Below are 21,374 nucleotides of genomic sequence, written 5' to 3'. Positions count from 1 at the left end.
CCTCGCCAAGCGTATAACGGACGAAACCACACCAACCTGGCGAGGAACCTACTAGGACATAAAGTGCAAACTACTCTCGCCAAACGCCCTCTGAGGCTTCCCCGTCCGTTGCGCGGCCCGGGTGTAGCGGTTCGCCGACGTCTCCCGGATCCGGTGTGCCTCGTCGCAGATCAGCACGTCCAGCCCGTTGCGCTCGGCTGTCATGAAGCTGTTGAAGTACTTGAAGAGGTCCTGCACCTCACGCTTCCGCGCGCCGGCCATCCGGCGCATCGTAGTGGTGAACGAGCTGGATCCGGTCGCGTGGAGAGCCGTGACACCACGCCGGTAGAGGTCGCCAAGGAGGGAGAGCGCGATGACGCTCTTTCCGGTACCGGGGCCGCCCGTGATGACAACGACCTCCTTGTGGTCGGACTGCTGCGCCTGGCGGACCGCGCGCAGCACCAGCTCGTAGGCGACCCGCTGCTCGTCCAGCAGGACGAACTGCTCGCGCTCGCGAACCTCTTCGGCGGCGACCGCCATCAGCTGCTTGGACGGGGCCACCTTGCCCGCGAGCAGCTGGTCCGCTGCCCCGGCGCCGGAGGCCGGCTTCAGCTTGGAGCGGAGGTACTGGACGAACTCCCCGCGGCGCTCAGCGGTGAAGAGCCGGCCGCGCTCGTCCTGCTGCACCTCGTAGAGGCCCTGGACGCCGAACTCCGTCGCGTTGTGGAGGAACGCCACTCCGGCGATCCGTTCCGGATGGGTGGCGAGTGCCCCATTGAAGGCGACCAGGTAGTCGCAGTAGCCGCGGACCTGCTCGACGGGATTCAGCACCGGCCGGGTGTAGGCGTCCACCCGGCAGAGCAGAGGCTCGCCGTCCTCCGGAAGAGCGCTGCTCCACTGCTTGAGCTCGACTACCACGTAAGACGGTTGACCCGTGCTCGGGTGGACGCCGGCGAGTATGACATCGGCTCGCTTGCTGTTGAGCGGAAGCGAGTACTCGACGAGTACCTCCACCATGCCGAGCCCGGCGTCCAGAAGCGCGTTGGTCAGGGCCGGGATGCTCCGCTCCCAGGAACGCACCTCGGACGGGCTGGGCTTGCGGCCGTGCTTGTGGACGAACTGATCGATGAGGCGCACGAACAGTGATCCAGCCAGACTCTCGGCGGCGACCGCGGACGCGGAGTCGCGGAACAGCAAGACATGCTCCCAGGCAGCACGAAGTGACTCGTGCGGGTGGGGGCATGTCCGTGGTGGGAAGCCCGGCGGGCCGCGCTGATGACAGGGCCAAACCTACAACGGAGAGTCTGAGCTCGTGCCCGAACAGCTGAGCATTCACCAACGCAAGGTGGGCTGCGAATGGGTCGCGACGACGGCTTGCGCGGTCGAGGAGCCCGGAAGCAGCCCGTCAGCACGGGCAGGTGAACACGGGGCGCAGAGCTGCCACGCCTGGAATGGGCAGGCCATCAATAGCTGACGAAGCGGGCCGGCTCGTTGAGGACGTGGGCGGCGTGGTCGAGGTCGGCGAGCCGGGCGGCGAGGGTGGCCTCGGCGAGACGCTGGGGCAGGGCGGCGCTGAATTTGAGTCCGTTCAGGGCTCGGGGGTCGACCTCCGGAAGGCAGAGGCGGTCTGCGGCGTCGGTGGTGGCTTCCTTCCAGATCTGTGGAGTGAGGTCTGTACGGAGGCGCACGTACAGGTCGTTGCCGCGTTGCAGGGGGTCAGCAACGCCGGCGAGTGTGGCGGCCAGGGTGACGTTGGCGCGGTGGCCGGCCCAGGTCCACCAGCGCAGGTCCTTGCCGGTGCCGTCGCGGACAATCAGGTTGCCTCCTGGGTGAACGGTCTCAGCACTCTCCGAGCGGAGCTGCGCAAGTGCGGCTTCAGCCCGTTTGGTGAGTGCGACCGGTGGATCTTCACCGAGAAGGACCTCACGGGCGGCGCGGGCCAGGTCGAAGGAGGCCATGCGTAGCCCTCCGCCGTTCCATTTAGCCTTGCCGCCGCCGTCGACGGGTTCGACGAAGCAGCGCTTACGGCTCCAGTCGATGTACGTGACTTGCCAGCTGCGTCCGGCGAGCAACAGGCGACGCGGTCCTGTGACCTCCTCGGTGAGGAGTACGGGGTCCGTCTTGCCGATCTCGGTGCGGCCGCTGAGGACGGTGAACTCGGGCGCGGCGGTGAAGACGGCGGTGAGGTTCATGAAGTGCCGGTGGCCGAAGCGGCGCTCGGCCTCGGGGCCGATGAAGAGCAGACCGCCGTCCTGGTCGAGGTATCCCTCCCGGACCAGGTGACGGACGATGGGCTCGGCGCCGGGCCCGAAGGGGCCGAGACCGCCCCACCATTCCTGCCAGAGCCGGTCGCCGACGCGGTGCTCCTGCAGGCACAGGGCGAGGATCTGCTGGGCGACGATGTGCCGTGGCTCGGGCGGTGGGAGGACGGGCTCGACCCAGCCGCGGGACCACTGGAGCAGCAGCGCGGCGGCGGCGAGCAGGCCGCCCTCGTCGACGGCGAGGAAGAGGCAGTTGCGCGTGGAGCCGGGTCGGCGTCCGGTCCGCCCGATGCGTTGGAGGAACGAGGCGACGCTGGCGGGGGCGTCGATCTGGATGACCCGGTCCAGGTCGCCGACGTCGATGCCCAGTTCGAGGGTGCTGGTGGAGACGATGACGCAGTCGCGAGCCTCGGCGAAGGCCTCCTCGGCGCGGCGGCGTTCGTCCACGGAGAGGGAGGCGTGGGAGAGGAAGGTGGTGATGCCTTTGGCCCGAAGGCTCGCACCGAGTTCCTCGACCTGGCGCCGGGACTCGCAGAAGACCAGCCGCTTCTCGCCTCGGTGGAGGGCGGCGATGACAGTGGCGGCGTTGTTGAGCGAGCCGACGTAGTCGAGTTGGACGTCGCCGGGCGGGGGACCTGGCGTGGCCTCGGCCGGTTGCTTGCGCAGATGGGGTGCGACCACTTGGGCGGGGCGTCGTCCGGCTGCTGATCCCTGGAGCCAGGTCAGGAGCTCGGCGGGGTTGCCGACGGTGGCGGACAGTCCGATGCGTTGGACGGGTCGTCCGACGACGCGCTGGAGCCGTTCCAGGACGGCGAGGAGGTGCCATCCGCGGTCGTCGCCGGCGAAGGCGTGTACCTCGTCCACGACGACGGCTCGCAGGCCGCTGAAGAACGCCCGGTGGTCGACGTTCACGCTGACCAGCATGGATTCCAGGGACTCGGGGGTTGTCAGCAGGACGTCGGGTCGCTGGTTGAGGATCTTCTTGCGCTTGGGCTGGGATATGTCGCCGTGCCACAGCGAGGCGGTGCGGCCCACCCAGGAGGTGTAGATCTCCAGGCGTGGGAGCAGGTTGTTGAGCAGGGCTTTGAGCGGGCACAAGTACAGCACCGAGGTGCCCGTCCACTGCTCGGCGGCCATCTTGGACAGCAGCGGGAACGCGGCGGCTTCGGTCTTGCCACCCGCGGTGGGGGCGAGCAGCACGGTGTCGGAGCCGGACAGCAGCGGGTCGATGGACTCCTGCTGCAGGGGACGGAGCTCTTTCCAGCCCAGGGTGTTGACGATGTGGTGCAGGAGGGCGGCGTCCAGGCGTTTCATCGGATCGTGCGGCTGATCCGGCACGGTGTGTGTCACGACAGCTCCAGCTCGATGTCGTCGGCGCTGGAGGCCGCCGCGTTCCGTTCGACCTCGCTCAGCTCGGAGGCGGAGACGGTGAGCGCGTAGTGCTGACGCGGATCGAAGTCCTCGAACTGGTCGACCCGGTCGAGGACGTCGGCGACCAGTTTGCGCAGGAAGAGCCGGGGTGCGACGCCGACGTTGCCGCCGAGCCCACCGGTGACGGCGGTGGCGAGCTGAGCGATGTACTCGTCATCCACGACGGTCCTGACTCGCTCGGGCTGTGAGGCCTGCTCGGCGTACAGGTCCCGGATGTTGCGGCCCAGTTCGCCCAGTCGCGCGAGGTCGAACCCGGGCAGGCGTAGCTGGACGGCGCGTGGCGAGTCGAAGCGCGGGTCGGTGGAGAAGTCGGTGGCGAGACGCTGCGCGAGCGGGGGTAGCCGCTGGACGCCCTGCTGCCCGTCGTAGAAGGCGGGGGTGCCAGTGATGACGAGGAAGAGGCCGGGGAAGCGGCCGGCGTCGATCTCGTCCAGGAGCTGCCGCAGGGCGTTGAGGCCCTTCTCGCGGACGTCTCCGCGCACCCGCTGCAGTGTCTCGATCTCGTCCAGGACCACCAGGAGTCCGGGCTGGCCGCAGTCCCGTAGGACGGTCAGCAGGCCCTGGAGGAAGCCGAGAGCGGCGAAGTGGTCCAGATCGCCACGCACTCCCGCGGCGCGGCGGGCGGAGGCTGCGACGGACTTCTGCCCGCCGATCCAGGCGATGAGTGACCCGGCGGTGGGTGCGTCGCCGGCCGCGCGGGCTTGTCGGTATGCGCGTAGCGCGGCTGCGAAGGCGGGGGTCGTGCGGGCGACGTCGGCGAGGCGTTGCTCCATGAGTGCGTCCACGGCGCCGGTCAGGGCATCGGCGTCGTCCTCGTCGACTTCTCCTGCGTCGAGGACCTCCTCCTCGAGGGTGAAGAACCACGAGTCGATGACGGACCGCAGTGCGCTTGGTGGGTGGGTGGCCGTGGTCAGCCGCTCAGTGAGTCGGCGGTAGACGGTCTCCAGCTTGTGTAGGGGGGTCTCGGTTTCCGAGATCTGGATCTCGGCGGTGGCCAGCCCGGCCCGCTTGGCCCGCTCTGAGAGCCAGCGGGCGAAGAAGGTCTTGCCGGAGCCGTACTCGCCGCGGATGGCGTGGAAGGCTGCGCCGCCGCGCGCGGCTGAGGCCAGATCGTCGTCCAGTGCGCTGGTGAAGCGGTCCAGGCCGACCGCGAATAGGTCCAGACCCGTTTGCGGGACGGTGCCGCGGCGCAGCGCGTCGACGACTTCACGACGGCGTGCCGCGCTGACCGGTGAGAGCGTGCTCATCGTTCCGCCTCCACCCCGAACTGTTCGCGTAGGAGAGCGATGTCGAGCCTGGCTCGGGTGCCTGCGTCGATGAGGCCGAGCACCGGGTAGCCCTCGACGTTGAGTAGCCGCTGCAACGCTGCGACGAAGAACTCCGCGTTGCGCGGTGCCCGTCCGCCGGAGGATGCGGCGGCGGCACTGACGGCAGCAAGCGAGAGCGTGCCATCGGCGGCGAGGAGGGCGTCGATGACAGCGGCGACGGCCTTCTTCTCGGGGCCCTTGCGGACGAACTGCTTCTGGACCGCGTACACATCGGTGTCCACGACTCGCGTGCCCAGGGACGTTACTGGAGCAGGCGTGGCCTCCTCGAACAGCGTCGGGGCCTGGTCGGGCTTGGCCGACTTGCTGTTCTTGACGGTCGGGGCCGCGGGCAGCGAGGTGTGTGGGCGCAGGCCGTCGCACCACCAGGCCGGGGTGACGGCCTCGGGGGACAGCCGGGACCAGCCGGTAGGCAGCATTTCTGCCGAGGGCAGCAGCACCAGCACCGGCACGGTCATCTCGGCGAGTGCCGCGCCTCCGTGGTAGCCCGCTCTGCGGGCGGTGTAGCGCAGGTCCTCGCGCCAGGGAGCAGTGATCCTTCCGTCGCCCTCCAGCACGCGCGGACCAGTGAGCTCCACCTCGTCCTCGCCCGGTGTGCCCACGCGCCAGCGGGAGGATTCCGCGCCCGGCGCCTCTACCGGCCCGGCCGAGGTGCGGTCCAGGACATGGCCGTGGTCGGCGACCAGCACCACGGGGCGACCCTGACCGCGTGCGGCGTCGAGCAACTCGCCCAGGTAACGGACGCCGGCCACACTCCAGTCGCCCCTGGCGTTCTCCTGGCCGTGGTCGAGCGAGTCGTCGATCGTGTTGAGGACGACGCCGACGATGCCCTCCCCGGCGATCGCCGTGATGACCTCGGGAGCCAGCCGGTGCCCGGCCGGGCCGGGCAGGTCGGCCTTGTGGAACAGGACCGCTTCGCGTCGGTGCCTGCGCCAGAACGTGGCGAAGCCGTCCCTCTCGACGTTCTGTCCGCCGGTCACCAGCTTGCCGGTAAGCAGGCTGGCACGGCTGACGGTGGTGATGGAGGGGATCGCCGAGACGGCGGCAGAGCGCCCACCAGTGCGGGGCGCGGCCTCGACCCAGCGGGGAGTGGCGAGTTCCTCCCCCAGCTGGGCGGCGACGGCGCTGCTCATGCCGTCGAGCAGGAGCAGCAGTGGCCGCTGCGCGGCCAGCGGTGCGGCGATGGTCCGCAGGACGTCCTCGACCAGCAGCGCGCCGTCCGGGGCGGTGCTGGAGGCGTGCTTCGTCCAGGTTGCGAGCGCGGCGGCGAAGCCGCGGTCCAGCCGGTCGCGGCGGGCCCGCGCGGCGTCGTGGACGACCCGGTAGGCCTCGTTGACGTGTGGGTCCGCTGCGCCGTCGCCGGCCCACAGGCGGTTCAGGGCCCGGTCTGCCCAGCCCCACTCGGCGAGATGGGCGTGGACGGCGGCGTTGACCGCGCCGGGGCTTGGCCGGACATCGGGTTCGGGGGTGGTGAGCCAGCGTTGGAGCCGCACGGCCATCTCGGCCGATTCGATCTGCTCGACGAAGAGCAGGTTGGCCAGACGGTGGTCCTTCAATTGACGCAGCGCGGTCTCGGCGGCCTCCACGCTGCGCCGGTCGGGCCTGGGCTTGAGGGTGGCCGACAGGGCCCGAAGGCGGGATCGGAAGCCGGAGGGCAGGAAGCCGCGGTCCGCCAGGGCTGCGCGCAGGCTTGCCGGTTCGGCGAGTCGATCGGCCTGCTCCAGGACGTCCAGAACGCGCCTGCGGGCCTCGCCGCTGCGGGGGCCGCCGGCGGTGGCCTGGGTGATCCACCGGGCGAGAACGCCTTCCACCGCGCGGGTGTAATGGCGCAGCTCGTCGGGGTGTAGGGGCACTGGTCCGAAAAGCGCGCCCACGGCGAGTGCGGCGTCCGGGCTGGCGCCTGGTCCGCTGAGGACGGCGGCGACGACGCCCAGCGCTATCGCCTCGTCGCCCCGTCCGTTCTGGGCCAGCGTGAGCAGTAGTGGTGCGGAGTCGCCGATGTGGCGGCTGAGCCACTCTGTCAGGCCGTGGCGCTCCTCGGGTTCCAGTGCGGCGAAGCGGGAGGGGCCACCGGGCGTGCGGGACCAGGTGAGCAGTGCCTCCACGTCGAGCGGCTCGGAATCGGCCGACACCCCGTCGCCGAGCCCGAGCCGGGCCTGCACCAGGGCACGCATCGCCGCATCGAGGGTGAGCACCGAGCCCACGGGGGACCAGCCGCCCGGCGGTTCGGCGGCGAGCAGCGCGTCGGCGAGCCAGTGTTCCCGGCGGATGCGAGGATCGACGTCCATCGCGCCGAAGCGCTGCTTGACGATCTCCACCAGGTCGACGGTGAGCGTGGAGCGGCCCACGGCCTCGCCACGCAGGTCGAGGCCGAGGCGGGCGTCGGGGGCGTCGGTCGTGACGACGAGGACGTCACCGGTGCCGGTCCCAGTCAGGTGCTGCTGCCAGGCGTCCACGATGCCGAGCACCGAGGTCTGGTGGCTGACGTGCACCCTGCGCTGTTCCTGCTCGCCGTCCTTCCCCGCGCCGAGGCGGGTGGTGAACTCGGCGGCGGCACCGTCGCGGTAACGGCCGTGGACGAGCACCAGCCGGCGGCCCTTGGCATAGGGAAGTGCGGTCACCAGGAGGCCTTCGACGACTCGCTGGTCGATCTCGGGGACTGTGGTCATGCCGTGCCGCCTTCCAACGGCTGCCAGGCGATCTCGACCTCGAGCCCGGGGTGCTCGGCGGCGTGGGCCCGGATCTGGTCGGTGAGCTCGGCGATGGCCTTGGCGAGCGCGGGTTCCAGGTTCCCGGCCGTGGTGGGCACCCGGCGACTGCGGACGGCGGCACTACTGCTGGGCTTCGCCGCAGCGGCTGCCGCGGGGCGGGGGGCGGGTACGGGCGTGGGGGAGACCTGTGTGGGCAGCGGCGGCTGGCCGTGCGTGGTCAGGCTCACCTGGTCGGCCCGGCTCGGGACGGGCGTTACCGGGGCGGGCGTGGGCATGGCGACGGCGTTGAGCCTGCCGGCCTCAGTGATGATCGACACCGCCTGACGGCTGGCGCCGTTAAGGACCGGTGCCAGTTCCCGCTTGCGCTCCACCTCGGTGGCTGCCACGGTGATCTCCGTGAGTAGCCGCTCGGCCCGGTCCGCGAGCCCGTCGCGCCGGGTGATGAAGCCCCGCACGCTGGCCAGCAGCTCCCACTCGGCACGGTCCAGCGCCTCCAGGGTCGGCTGCGCCGAGGACATGGCGTTCGCGAGGGCGTCCTCGGGGGTGGTGTAGGCGAGCGCCGCCAGTTCCCGTACCAGCGCGGTGGCGTCCTTGTGACGTACCAGACGGGCGATCAGATCGGCGGCCTCGCGCACCGAAACCTCGCGCGGCGTGTCATCGCCCGCCACGCCAAGTTCGCCCCGGTGCTTGGCAAGGGAGCGTCGCACTCCGTCGACCGCGCTCTCCCAACGCTCCGCCTTTGCCCGGACCTTCGTCGCAAGCTCATTCACGTAGCGGGCGTAGCGCACCCGCGGTACGGTCTCGCCGAACAGCAAGGCAGCCCGGTCGTGCGCGAGGGCGAACTCCTCCTCGCTGGGCAGCTCCTGCGCCCGCAACGCCCACCCGGTGCCGATGCGCTCCAACTCGGGGGCCGCGGCCGACGATCCGTTGTAGACCCACGAGCGGTCGGCGATCAACGCGTACACGGCGATCAGCAGGCTACTGACCGGCTTGTCCAGGCCGGTCCAGCCCATCTCGCCGATCCACCGGCGGATGTCCTCGACCTCAAAGTCGCCGCTCACCTCCTGTGCGGTGGCGTGCTGCTCGATCCGGCGGCGCCACTCGGTGCCGACGTTCAGCGGCCCGTCGTGGACCTCGCCCAACTCCAGCGGGTGCACGATCCGCTTGACCAGCCCCAGCTGCCTGCTGTCCACGACGGCACGACGCGAGCCGTCCTCCATTGCGCGGGAGATCCAGCCGTAGACGGTCTTCAGCTCACTGACGGTGACAGCCTTGCGGGACTCCTGTGGATCGAAGTCCGGGTGCTTGGGGTAGACCGCCGCGAACAGCCCGTCCGCCAGCTTCGCCAGGTTGTAGGCGAACGTCGCACCGCCGTGCAGCCGCGGGCTGTGCCCCGGCTGGAGAGAGTAGACGTGCATCCCGTCCGGGGTCTCCGCTCCCACGTTGGTCTCGTCGGCGGCAGCTATCCCGTAGAGCTGGCGCAGCACGTCGGTGAGCTGGCTGGTGAGGGTATCGCGCTGCGCCTCCAGCTGGTGCTTGACCCGGATCTGGTCGTCCGAGGACAGGTGGGTGGCGTAGCTGGCGAGGCGGTCCCGCTTCAGCAGGTATTGGATCTTCAGCAGCCGGCCGAGCTGGGCCGAGCGCTGCGGGGAGAAGAAGAACGGCAGCCAGACGATCGTCGGGGCTTCGAATCCCTCCTGCCGTAGCCGCTGGATGCGCTGGTAGTCGTCGTTGGGGTACCCGTCGCCCTCGTCGAAGGGATAGTCCACGACGAAGCGCACCCGGCCCGAGACGCTGGGGGAGAACTGCGCGGTCGGCATGGTCGACGGTTCCTTGACGTTCTCGAACACGAACTCGGCGATGCGCTTGGTGCCGCGCCACACCACCTCGTGCTCGCAGACGAACGCGCCCGTGTCACGGACGCCCAGCGCCTCCCAGAGCTGTTCCTTGACCCAGATGCGGCGCTGCCCGACGTTGTCCTTCTCGCCGACGGCGTCGAGGATCGGCTCTACATCGAGGTCGGACAGGTGCAGCGTGAAAACCGGGTCGGCGTCGTTGCCGTCGGTGCGCAGGTCGCCCGGGAACTCTGCCTGCAACTCTCGCAGCCGGCGCACCGCCAGCTCGCCGGGTGTCACCGCGCGCGAGCGTAGCGAGCCGTGATTCAGTGCGGCGAGGCGCCCACCGGTCAGGCGGGCCAGCGCCGGGACCTCGGGGGCTAGGAACCCGAGGAGGAGGGTCTTCACGAAGCGGTCGTCGACCCGATAGCCGGCATCGTCCGCGGAGCCGTACTTCTCCAGCAGAAACGCCTGCACCTTGGTGTGGAAGCGGGTCGCCGCTTCGGCTTGCGCACGCAGGCGGTCCGTGAACGCCTCGCCCATGCCGTCCGCGAGCACGTCCCACAGGTCGCCGAGCGGGATCAGCTCGCCGAGCTTCATGTCCTCGCGGCGGCGGTAGAGCATCTCCTGGATGAGCTTGAGACCCGTGCGCTCACGCTGCAGCGCGCCGGAGAGGGCGACGAGTGTGTTCAGCAGGACCGGTGAGAGCGGGTAGAGCTCCTTGAAGTCCGACCAGTCGGCCTGGGTGGCGCCTGCCGCGTCCAGCAGGACTTCGCGGACGTTTTGGTCGGACGACTCGATCTGCGCGAACGCGTCCGTCAGGGCGGAGCGGGCGGCGTCGTCCTTGGGCCGCAGGACACGCTCCTTGATGATCGCCGGGAGGTTGCGGTCCTCCAGGCTGACCACATCGAATCGCCCGGCGAGGTAGCCGACCTGCTGCTCCAGGTTCTTCACGTCGGCGCCGACCACATCCGAGCCCACGAGCTGGGAGAGGTCACGCTGGCGGGAAATGAAGGAGACAATCGGTACCGGGCGGTTGGTGTCGCCGGACTCGATCAGCTTGACGAGCTTGCTGACCTCGTCGTTGACCATCGCCTTCTCGGTCAGGTGCGCCTGCAGCCAGAGGATCAGCTCGTCCAGGAACAGGACGAGGCCGTCGTAGCCGAGGCTCTGGGCGTGCTGGCTGATGACGGCCAGACCGTTCTCTAGCGGCAGGAACGCGTTCTTGTCACCCTGCGCACCGCGGGCGTAGGAGGCCATCGGCCCGGTGTTTGAGATGAGGGCGGAGATCAGCGCATTGCGCAGCTCCTCACCGGGGGCGGCGGCGAAGGCCTCGTCCAGGCTCTCGGTGGTCCAGCCGGAGGCCGGCGCGGCCAGCGCGTCGAGGTCTTCCAAGTCGTCACCGTCGCTGCCCGCAGCGGAGTCGACAGAGGGGCCTGTGGTGTCTCCGAGCCACTGGACGAACTTCGCGTCGTCCGCGAGGAACTCACGCTGCCGGCGCGCGTCGTCGAGGGCGGCGTCGGCGCGGTAGACGGGCGGGACGGGCGCGTCGGGGTGGAGCCGACGGACGGTGGCGACGTAGCCGCCGAGCAGCGCCGAGTCCAGACTCGCGGCACCGACCAGGTGGTACGGCACCATCAGGAACTTCTTCGCACGGAGCCAGTCGTCGTGCTCGGCGATCACTGGCTGGAGCTGGGGCTTCTCGCGGGCAGCCCGGCTGCCGTTCAGGATCGCGTGCAGGACGGTGAGGAAGTGGCTCTTACCGGAGCCGAATGAGCCGTGCAGGTAAGCAGCGTGCGAGGTGTTGTCCCGCACCGCGGCCTTGACGATGCCCAGCGACTTGCGGAACGCCTGCTCCAACTGGTCGGTGACCACATAATCACGGACGTGCTGCTCCGACTTGTCGAAGCCACCGGTCAGCTCCACCTTGAAGTCGCCGGCCAGCACGGAATTGGGCAGGTCGAGGACATCCCGCAGGTGGAGGCTCTCGCTGGAACTCATGGGTGCTGTCTTCCTCGTCTTCCTGGTCAGGCCGTCGGAGCCGTGGTGTCCGCGTCGGACTTCCGCGCGCGGGTGGTGCTGGCAGCCGCCGCCGCTTTGCGGCCTCGGGTCTTCGCTGTGGGACGCCAGGCAGTGAGCTGGTCGGCCGTTAGGCCGCGTTTGGCGCACTCGCTGTCCAGGAACGCGCCGAACTCCTCGGCGGCATTGCCACCCCACTCCTGGTCGTCGGTCCCGAACCACTGACGCACCCACGGCATCAGCTCGGCGAGGCCGGCGAGCAGTGGGATTATCCGGACGCTGTCCCAGCTGAGCTGGGACGTGCGGTCCTTGACGAGGTTGACCAGGGCCTGGGCCTGGTCGCGGTGGTCCCAGCCGGCCCAGCCGAGGAGCAGGGTGGGGTCGGCATCGGGGTTGGCGTCCGGGTAGGAGACGAACCGCTCCTTCGGGACGTCGAGCTTGCCGCGGTTCGACCAGTACGACGTCTTGGTGAAGTCGGCGGTGGCGTACTTAGGCGGAACGGGGATGTTGAGCCGCTTGCCGGTCGCGTCCTCCTCACGCTGCTGCTCCCAGATCTCCTCCCACTGCGTGCGCTTGCGCAGGCCGGTGTCCTTGTAGCGGAGGGCTGCGAGGTAGGGGACGTGCTCGGTGTCAAGGGCCTCGGCGAGGACCGCTTCGAGCGGCAGATCGCGCTTGCCGAGGTGGTCGGCGGCGAAGAGGGCTGCGACGGACACCACGTCGGGGTCCAGGGTGGCGAGCCGGTCGGCGAGCTGGCTGGTCGTGAGCGGGCGCGGCTGCTCGAAACCGTCACGCAGGGCGAACCAGAGGCGGCGGTCCTCGGCACGGTCGAGCATCCAGGTGCGGAGGGCCTCCTTCTCGCGCTTCTCCCACGGCTCGGTCGCCCAGCGCCGCTTGCACTCCGGGCGCTCGATCAGCGCGATGTCCTTGCGCTTGGCAATGGTGTCGATCCGGGCCTGGACGATCTCCTGGTACCAGGCGGGCCAGTGCGCGGGGATCTCGGTGACGGGGGTGGAGCGGTGACGGGTGAACCACGCCGTCTCGACCTCGCCGGCGGCGACCTTGCGCGCGAGCACGATCTCGAAGGCGCGCTCACCGAGTTTGACGGGCGGGACGGCGTCGAGGTCGGGGGCGGTGAGGCGGTGGCTCGACCCGTTCAACTGGACGAGGTCGTAGGCACCGTAGACCTCCCAGTCCAGTTCCTCCTGAAGCGCGATCATCCGCTCACGGGTGGCGGTGTGAGCGGCGCGAGCGGTGTCGAGGAGGGCGCGGGTGGGGGCGTCCGAGCCCATGCAGACGATGGACGGCTCGTGGACGGCGATGTCGTGGGCGGCAGTATCGAGGGCGCGGCCGAGAGCGAGGGGGAGGTGGCCGGGGAGGGGAAACTCCTGGAGTTTGGTTCCGGTGAACTCGTAGAAGCGCTCCCACGCTTGCGATTTAAATCCCTCTCCAATTCCCTGGGATCCTTTATCGTGGCAGACCTGCTTCAACCAGAAGCAGGCCACGGACGAGTTGAGGACTCCCAGCAACCCCAGATGCTCTTCTTCGCCCGCTCCTTCTGGTAGTTTGATCACTGGGGCGTGGCGATTGAATACCTTGTCGGCGCGGTCTAGGAGAAAATGATTGTGCGTCGCCACGCAGGCGAATGCCAAAGTTAATCCGCCGAATCGACGAGAAAAAAACATCGAGTACTCGAACCAGGTGAGTCCGCGCTCAATCTGAGTCTTTCCGAATGCCACTCGATTGCGCAAGATGACCCGGCTCGGCCACAGGAGGCGCTCGACGCGCGTATTCGCCAGAGCCTCGGAGGGAGCATCCGCTCGATATGGCCAGAGGATGGAGAGTGGATCAACAATGGCCCAGTCTCGCGCGCTGGACCCATCAACCAAAGGGCGTTGCATCTCCACAGGTACCCCTGCGCGCTGGAGAGCACCCCGCCCAAGCATGTACGCGTCGTCTGCGCGGGTAACCGCGCCGAAGCCGATGGAGCCAGAGCGGTTCCCGAGGGTTTGAATGCAATGGCGTTCAATCGCTTGCTGAACGTCTCCTGCGCCACCGCCACTCACTGACCATGGATGAGTGGCAAATTTCCTTCGATCGGCATCTTCGACAGAAATCCAGTTGGAGCTGCTCCCGGGAATTTCTATTTGTCTGGTAATGGCGGTCCATACCATGCCATGTGCCGCGTCTAGCGGCTGGGATGGCTCGCCTAGCGTGCCCAAAACTGCGCGAACCGGTTCTGCCTGTCGAGGAATATGGTTGCGACCTATAAGAATCACCGTGGGCGTGCCGTGCCCTGGGATATATGCGCCTGACGTGTCGATGACGTATGTCAGGTGCACGCCTTCTCTGTCGCTGGTGAAAAATTGCTCGACGAGCTTCTTTCCGAACTCCCGCTTCATGAATGAGTTGGCGGTGATCTGCCCGACGTACCCTGCTGCCCTGTCCGACCCGCTGGTGCGAAGCGCTAGCTGGAATAGCCGCTGCGCGAAGGGCACCGAAAGCGCGTACGCCCCCGCGCACGCATTATACGCATCGCGGTAGTTCTTGTTTTCCTGCTCATCCTTCACCGTGATGTACGGCGGGTTCCCCACCACCACGTGGTACGTCGACACACCCAGCAGGTCACACCGCTCCATGTACCCCTTGACGTCCTCGGTCCGATACACGAACGTCTCACCGTCCGACAGCAGGTCGCCCTGGATGCCCTGTGCCCCGCGTCCGTGAAGCAGCGAGTCGCCTGCCGCTACGTTGATCGGGAAGTCCGGTGCCTGGTCGAGTTGCTTCGCGCCGCCCGCCTGCAGTGCAGCGATCAGCAGCCGGAAACGGGCGATTGAGACCGCGAAGGGGTTCTTGTCGCAGCCGTGTACCGACTCCGCCGAGCGCCGGATCAAAGTCCAGACGTCCGTGCCGGGTTCGGCTTTCTGCCATTTCTTCAGCAGTCGCTTGAACAGCCCCAGCAGGAAGTGCCCCGACCCGCACGCTGGGTCGATGGTCCGCAGGCCCTTGCGGATCTCGCCCTCGCCGCCGACATGCGTCTCCGGCTCCAGCCCGAACTCCTTGACCGCCGGTTCCAGCGTCAGGTCGAGGATGAACTCCTCCACGAACTCCGGTGTCTGCAGCAGGGCGTACGTCTTCCGGGCGTGCTCGCTCAGGTCCTGGTACAGGTCGCCGAGGAAGCGCGTGCCCCAACCCTCGTGCTCGACGACGCCGTCGGCCCCCACCATCGTCTCATCCGTGAAGTCGTGGACGATCTCGCCGTCCGCGCCCACACGCCGCCAGAACCTCAGCAGCGCGCTCGCCGCTTCGTACGACGGTTCGATCTCCCACAGCGGGTTGTGTGCGCGGTCGAACAGCCCCGCCACCGCCGGGTGTGTCCCGGCCAGGTCCTCGAATGCGTGGATGAGCCAGTCGCGGTCGTTCTTGTCCGGGTTGTGCCGGAAGAACTCCGCGTCCCGGTCCTCCGCGTCCTTCAGTCGTTCGCCCGGACCGGCCAGGAACGGGTCGGGGATCAGCTCGTTGTCCTCGCAGAAGCGCACGAAGACGCAGGCCAGCACCCAGGCCGCGGCCACCTGCGTGATCCGCTCGTCGCGCCATGCGCCGTACGTTGCGGCAGTTCGCCGGGCCTCCCGCGCCTGCGCATACTCGGCTTCCAGCTTTGCCTTGTACTGCGCCACGTCCTCACTGCGTGCCCGCAGGTCGTTCTCGAGTGCCGTGACCTGCTTGCGCAGGTCCTTCAGCAGCTCCGCCTGGTTCACTCCGTGCCCCGCCACTTGCCTGTCCCCTCCGACCCGCCCCAACAAGTCACCCGTACCACGCGCTCGTTCAGCCCTGTCCGGGTACCGCCCCAGCCCCTGCCGCCTTTAGCTCCTCGAGGAACGACCGCTCGAGTACCACCCGCTCCGCTTCCCCGAGCACCTCCACGGTGCGTCCGTCCAGGTGAGAGGCACCCCTTGGCGACTCCGACGGGCACAGCAGCCACAGCCCATGGGGCGTGTCCCCGCCTCGCCGCGCGCCGCTCTGGAGGCTGACGATCGCCTCACGCCCGCCCGCCTCCCAGTACCGCCCGGCCAGCCCGGCCGAGTGCACGAAGAGCACCGCGCCATCCCGGCCGCCGGCGGTCTCGATCAGCCGCTCAGCGACCCTCGGCCAGACCCGTGACACGTACGAGCGAAGGCCGCCGGGCAGCGAGCCCGCGCGGGTAAAGGTGGTGTCCGCGCCGAGGACCTTGGACCAGTCGGTGCCGTGCTCGCCGGCCAGCGCACGGAACTCGGCGAGGAAGACCTGGGCGAGGTTCACCGGCACGACCGGGAAACCTCCGGCCACGAGCTCGGCGGCGCCGGCGAGGTACTTGAGGTGGACGTTGAGCGCGACGAACCCGCCCCGCTCGGCCACCGTCGCCAGCTTCGTCGCCAGCAGCGCGTCCGGGTCCCGTCCGGCCGCCGCGGCGCCCCGCGCGGCGCTGCCCGCCGCACCGGTGGTGCCCGTTCCCGTCCCCGTACCGCTGGCGAGACGCGTGCCGTTGACCGAAGGGGCCGGCGGCCGGAAGCAGTGCGCGGCTGCGTCGTACTCGAGCGGGAAATCGGCCTTCTTCAGCGCCTCCTCGACCGCGACATAGGTGGGCTGACCAAGGTTCAACTCGGGGAAGCGATAGCGGACCTTGGCGAGCAGGTCGTCGACGGTGATGCCCAGGTCCCGGCGCACGCCGGCCGGGGCCTGGGAGATACGCAGCGCCCGGTCGAGGCTGAGGTCGCGCGGATACAGTTCCAGCCTCGGAGACGCGGCGGCCTTCGCCGCTGCGGCTGCCGCCAACGCGACGAGACGCGTCTCGGCGAGTAGAGGCATGCCCTCGGGCGTGCGGACAGCGCGCAGGTCGCGCACGACCGACGCACGTCCGGGCAGCGGCTCGGCCGCCGCGAGCTCGTCGGCTTTCGTGCCCAGCGCGGCCGCGTAGTTCGCCAGGTCGGTGGCGCTGGGGGCGTCCGAGCCGGGCAGCGACTCCAGGGCGATGAGCACGCGTTCGCCGCGGCGCAGGATGTCCAGACGAGGCTGATGTTCCTCATCCCGTCCGTCCGGCAGCTTCTCGGCCTCGGCTGCGGCACGGACGACGGCGAGGGCCTTGGCCAGTGTTCGGGAAGGGGTATCGCTGTCGGCGCCGTGACGGACCCGCAGCTCCAGAGCCAGCTCCTGCGCGGTCATCACCCGGCCACCGGTTTCCAGGATGGCGACCAGCTCGTCGCGGACGTGCCGGAGCCACCCGGTCGCCGCCCACTTTTTGACCGCGCCGACGTGGTGCTTGGAGACGGTTGGCTGCGTGGAGTTCAGAGCCTTGCTGATGGCCACCTGGGTGGGCCACGACGCGAGCTTCCCCTCCCACGGATCGGGAGTGTCGCCCGGCAGGCCCAGGGTGGCGCGGATGATTTCGGATCGGTTGGATTTAGCCGGGCTGGGTCCGGGATCGAGCAGTGCGGCGAGCTGGTCGATGGACCCGTGCGCGGTGATCAGGTCGAGCGCCTCGACCTCGGATGCCGATGCCGTCGCCGCTGCGACAGCGGCCGATTTCCCGGTCTTCACTGCCGTCGTGCCGTTGGTGGCGGGCTTGCGACGCAGCGCTGCCGTCCATTGCCGGTGGCGCTTGCTGAGCTCCCGGCGGATGAGCACGCCGGCGCCGCGTGCCTTGGCGAGCTGGTGCAGTGGGACGCCGAGCAGTTCACCGACCGTGCTCGCGCCGAAGTCCGCTGCGACGGAGACGGCGCGCGGTGAGAGGCCGGCGGCGACGAGTTCGGTCTTGAGCTCAGCGGCGAGGGCCGCGGCGTCACGCTTCTGCTGCAGGGTGTCGGTGTCGGTCACCTCGCCGACGGAGGCGGTGGCTGGCGTGGTGGCGGGGGGTACGTTGTCGGCGCGGGTGAACAGGTCGCGCCAGGCCGCGGCCATCTGCTTCAGGGAGTCGAACCGACGCGCGGTGTCGCGGTGCAGGGCGCGGGCGAAGAACGCGGTGAGACCTTCGCGCAGGCCCTGTTCGAACAGGTCCTCGGCGAGGGACGGCGTCTCGTCCGTCGTGGTGCGGGGATCGCCGAGCCCGTCGCCCCACACCGGGCGCTCGCCGCTGGCCATCTCGTGCAGGGTGACGGCCGCGGCGTAGTGCTCGGCGTAGTCGTCGTACTCCCAGCGGTGGCCGTGGTCCAGGAAGGGGTCGAGGTAGCCCTTGGTGCCGGCCTTGACGTCCAGGTCGGGGACGTCGGCCAGCGAGAAGTCGAACAGCATTAGGTGTTCGCGCTCGTCCGCGCCAAGCCCGACAGCGAGGTTGTCGGGCTTGATATCCCGGTGCCGGACGCCCTTGGCTGCGAGCTCCTCCAAGGCCTTGAAGAGGTCCTCGCCGAAGCTCTCCAGGTCGTCGTAGGTGAGCCGGCCCTGGCCGCGCAGCCGCTGGGCAAGCGACTGGTCGCCCGCGTACTCCAGATCCAGGACGGTACGGCCGCCCAGCGCGCGGGGGCCGCCGAGCAGGCGGACGATGCGTCCGCCGCCGACCTGCTTGAGCGCGTTGGCCTCGGCGTGCAACCGGGCGTCCTTCTCCGCACCCAGGGCGACCTTGAGGACGTGCGGCTGGGCGAATGCGCGGTCGCCGTCCTCGGCCTCGCGCTGCACCAGCAGGGCGCGGGCGGTCGCGCCGGTGCCGAGAACGCGGATCACGGTCCAGTCGGCGTCGAGGGCCTGGCCGGGAGTGGCGGTGAGTGGGTCGGCCTCCGCCGCGGCAGTCTGGGAGTTGATGTCCTGTTCCGCCTCGTCGAGTTGCTTGAGGAAGGCGTCGACGGACTCCAGACGGTCGGCCACGTCAGCGCGCGTGGCCTGGTAGACGAGTTCGTCGAGGGAGGCGGCGATGCTGTCGCTGACCGCGTAGGGGTGCAGGCCGCCGTCGGTGCCGAGACGGGACATCAGCTCACTGCGCCGTGCGGCGGGGGCGGTTCCGGTGAGGATCAGATAGGCGACCGCGCCGAGTCCGAAGACGTCGAGCTCGACCGGGTCGGCGTACTCCTCGTCGAAGCCGGGTGCGAGGTAGACCTCGGCAGCGTCCGGGATGTGCTCCTCGCCGAGTGCGCTGTTGCCGAGGGAACGCAGTGAGGTCGCTTCGAAGTCCCGGGCGGCGCTCTGCCAGTCGATGATCCGCAGAGTTGGTTGTCCGCCGTCCGGACGGGCAGCGACATAGACGGAACGGGCGGCGAGGGCACGGTGGTAGAGGCTGCGGCGGTGAGCGTACCGGAGGGCGTCGGCCAGCTGCCGGACCATGCCGCGGCGGACGTCGTCACTGAGCTTCGCGCCGTGGGCGGCCAGGTAGTTGTCCAGGCGCAGGTCGTCGGCCCGGTGCCGGAACAGGATGGCGGGGCCGCCCTGGTGCTCGCGGAAGTCGACGGCCTGGGCGATGCCGGGGTGCGTGATGCCCTGCAACACCTGGTACTCACGCAGGGCGGCGCGGCCAGTGGAGCGGCGGGCGGCGTCGTCGGCCTGGAGCTCGACAAGATAGACCCGGACCCGGCCCTCCTCGTGGACCAGGCCCTCGCGCTTGGCGAGGCGGTCCTCCCAGGTGTTGCCGGCGTCCAGGGGGCGCGGACTCAGCCGCCAGTCGCCGAAGTCGAGGTGCGCGGTGGACGCCCGGACGCCGATCTTGCGCATCAGCTCCTCGAGGCGACGGGCGAACTCCGCGGTGATGCGGTGCTCCTCCCGCTGCGGGGGTGTGCCGAGCAGGTCCTCCCAGATCCCGGGCAGGCCGGCGGTTTCGCCGTCGCGCCCGTACACCCGGATGCGCTGTACCTCGTCCAGCCCGCTGACCAGGCGAGGATCCGAAAGGAAGACGGCAGGCTCGACCCTGGGGATGCGCAGGCCCTGGCCGGGGTACAGCTTGCGGGCGGCCCACTCCAGCTGGCCCCTGAGTTCCTTGGCCTTCAGGTCCGTCAGATGCAGCGGGTTCGGGATGGTGCGGACCTTGTCGTCGCCCCAGAAGGTCCACGTGGAGCCGTTGTTGACCAGGCGCCCGGGGTGGCCCTTGAGCTCGACCAGGTAGAGGCCGCGCGGCACGGCGATGAACAGGTCGCACTCGTTGACGCGTCCGGAGGACGCGGAGAAGGAGAACGTGGCCCAGGCACGGTAGGGCTCGGCCTGCGGCATGAGTCGCTTGATGTGGTCGAGCGCGTCCTGCTCCCAGGGAAACGGGGAGGTGCGGGTTTGGTGCCAGCGCTGGACCTTCGGTGGGGTGGGCTTCGCAGATGCCCCGCCGCTGGCTGCCCCCACCTGTCCACCACGCCTTCCGTCACCTTGACCCGGCCACGCCTTGAGCTGAGAGACCTCAGGGCAGGCAGAATTGATGGTATGTCACTGATCGTTCTGGTCGGTAACCGGACGATCACATCGATCTGACATCGTGCCAGGTAGGAGCACAAATGGGCAACGAAACGGTCGTACTGTGATGCGTCTGTAGCCACGAGCAGCACGGTGGATCTCGGCGGCTCCCTCTCTCGCCCGGTCCCTCGTTGATCGAAGTGCTCCCCACGCCGTCTGGCTCAACGACACCGACACCGTGGTCTCGGCCAGTGCCCAGGTGTGGCTCCGCGGCGAGGGAGAAAAACTGGAAGCCGAGGCCTTGGACTTCGTCAGCCAACGGATCACCGCCAAGTGCAAGGTTCCGGTCCGCCGCACTGCAGGGCGTGCCGTCGACCTCGACTTCGCGATCCGGTCGGTCCAAGAAGCCGCCCGCACGCACGACCAGGCACTGCGGGAGGCTGTCGGTGCCGACCACTAGCGTCGAAGACGAAACCGGCCGTTGAGGGGGAAGAATGATGTCCGGAGGCAGGGGTGGGCCGGCCCTACAGCGGATACGGGCGAGATGGGTAGGACACCCGGGAACGGACTGGGCGATCGCGAGCCTGCTCACCTCCCTGCACTTTCTCGCCGTCCGACTCTCCGGAGCCGGCGACGTCCTCGGCTGGCCGGGCAACGGACAGCGCCTGGGCATCTACACCACGACAGCCACCGTCGTCGCGATCACCGGCAGTTTCGTCACCGCGGCTGTCGCCCAGTACGCCTCCGGCTCCGGGCGGCGGATGCGGATCCTACGGACCTCGGAGGCCCTGGGATCCCAGTTCCGCCGCAACTGGGTCAGTATCCTGAGTGCGACGCTCGCGATCTCCGGCATATGTCTCCTGGCGAGCATCCTCGACACCACCGGGCGCGACCACGGCGGCGTGCACTGGGCAGTCGAGCTGGCATTGCTCCTCGGCATTGCCCGCTCATACCGCGTGCTCTACCTCTTCAGAGCCGTCATCACAGCTGGGGACGCCGACTTGGGCGAGATGCCGTGACTGCGGGGCCGGGCAAGGCTTCTGAACCGCCTCACCAGTCAGCACGGAATGAGGTGGGCTCGGCAGCGCAGTGGAATGTTAATGATCTTCATTGCGATGAGCGGGCCGGCGGGGAGCTGGGCAGGTGGGAGAGGCCGAGCTCAGGTGCGAACCTCGCCTGCGGCAGGAACCCGGTGGATCTGGCCGCCAGACACCAGCTCACGCAGCTTCGCGCCGGTCTCTGTGCCCTCGAGTAGCGTGTCAACGGCCATTGAGATGCCCAGGTGGGCGGTCTCGGGGTGTCCAGGCTGGTGGCCATCAGAAATCCATGCCTGTGGCCAGTGGTGTTCCTAGGGCGGGGGTCAGCTCAAGGGGACCACTCCCTTGCCGGTGAGGGCCTCGGCGAGGCGGTGGGAGTCGCCGCTGGTGGTGACCAGGTGAGCGTGGTGCATGAGGCGGTCGGTGGAGGCCCCGGCGAGGGTCTTCG

8 protein-coding genes and 1 pseudogene are annotated in these 21,374 nt (G+C 69.2%); 2 read left to right on the top strand and 7 right to left on the bottom strand.

Annotated elements, in window-relative coordinates; genetic code table 11:
• Window positions 1-90 precede the first annotated feature (90 nt).
• From ACIOFR_RS39910 to pglW, 7 genes and pseudogenes are all read right to left on the bottom strand, one after another.
• Window positions 91-1,176 (bottom strand): annotated as a pseudogene (locus tag ACIOFR_RS39910) (DNA/RNA helicase domain-containing protein); the annotation flags it as partial.
• A gap of 266 nt (window positions 1,177-1,442) precedes the next feature.
• Window positions 1,443-3,554, bottom strand: a complete 2,112-nt coding sequence (locus ACIOFR_RS39905; protein ID WP_401005391.1) for a DEAD/DEAH box helicase — start codon at window positions 3,552-3,554, stop codon at window positions 1,443-1,445.
• A gap of 32 nt (window positions 3,555-3,586) precedes the next feature.
• Entirely contained in the window at window positions 3,587-4,918 is a 1,332-nt protein-coding gene (gene brxD, locus ACIOFR_RS39900) for a BREX system ATP-binding protein BrxD (protein ID WP_401005389.1), read from the bottom strand.
• Window positions 4,915-7,665, bottom strand: coding sequence for a BREX-2 system phosphatase PglZ (pglZ, locus tag ACIOFR_RS39895; protein ID WP_401005387.1), 2,751 nt, complete (start codon window positions 7,663-7,665; stop codon window positions 4,915-4,917). Before pglZ ends, brxD begins: the two co-directional genes overlap by 4 nt.
• Window positions 7,662-11,543, bottom strand: a complete 3,882-nt coding sequence (locus ACIOFR_RS39890; RefSeq protein ID WP_401005386.1) for a PglY protein — start codon at window positions 11,541-11,543, stop codon at window positions 7,662-7,664. The genes pglZ and ACIOFR_RS39890 overlap by 4 nt, the downstream gene beginning before the upstream one ends.
• A 26-nt stretch (window positions 11,544-11,569) precedes the next feature.
• Entirely contained in the window at window positions 11,570-15,316 is a 3,747-nt protein-coding gene (gene pglX, locus ACIOFR_RS39885; RefSeq protein ID WP_401005384.1) for a BREX-2 system adenine-specific DNA-methyltransferase PglX, read from the bottom strand.
• Between the two features lie 67 nt (window positions 15,317-15,383).
• Entirely contained in the window at window positions 15,384-19,841 is a 4,458-nt protein-coding gene (pglW, locus tag ACIOFR_RS39880) for a BREX system serine/threonine kinase PglW (RefSeq protein WP_401005383.1), read from the bottom strand.
• 286 nt (window positions 19,842-20,127) lie between these two features.
• Between pglW and ACIOFR_RS39875 the strand changes: the two genes are divergently transcribed.
• On the top strand, window positions 20,128-20,349 hold the full coding sequence (locus tag ACIOFR_RS39875) for a hypothetical protein (RefSeq protein ID WP_401005382.1): 222 nt from the start codon (window positions 20,128-20,130) through the stop codon (window positions 20,347-20,349).
• Between the two features lie 37 nt (window positions 20,350-20,386).
• Window positions 20,387-20,908: a hypothetical protein gene (locus ACIOFR_RS39870; protein WP_401005381.1), complete on the top strand. Its 522-nt coding sequence runs from the start codon at window positions 20,387-20,389 to the stop codon at window positions 20,906-20,908.
• The last annotated feature ends 466 nt before the right edge of the window (window positions 20,909-21,374 follow it).

The sequence above is a fragment of the Kitasatospora sp. NPDC088346 genome, assembly GCF_044740765.1.
Taxonomy (GTDB): Bacteria; Actinomycetota; Actinomycetes; order Streptomycetales; family Streptomycetaceae; genus Kitasatospora.
This window is presented reverse-complemented; position numbering and strand designations above follow the sequence as displayed.

Coding starts and splice junctions, on each gene's coding strand:
- pglZ (WP_401005387.1), bottom strand. CDS start 7,665: ATGACCACAGTCCCCGAGATCGACCAGCGAGTCGTCGAAGGCCTCCTG.
- ACIOFR_RS39890 (WP_401005386.1), bottom strand. CDS start 11,543: ATGAGTTCCAGCGAGAGCCTCCACCTGCGGGATGTCCTCGACCTGCCC.
- brxD (WP_401005389.1), bottom strand. CDS start 4,918: ATGAGCACGCTCTCACCGGTCAGCGCGGCACGCCGTCGTGAAGTCGTC.
- ACIOFR_RS39870 (WP_401005381.1), top strand. CDS start 20,387: ATGTCCGGAGGCAGGGGTGGGCCGGCCCTACAGCGGATACGGGCGAGA.
- ACIOFR_RS39905 (WP_401005391.1), bottom strand. CDS start 3,554: ATGAAACGCCTGGACGCCGCCCTCCTGCACCACATCGTCAACACCCTG.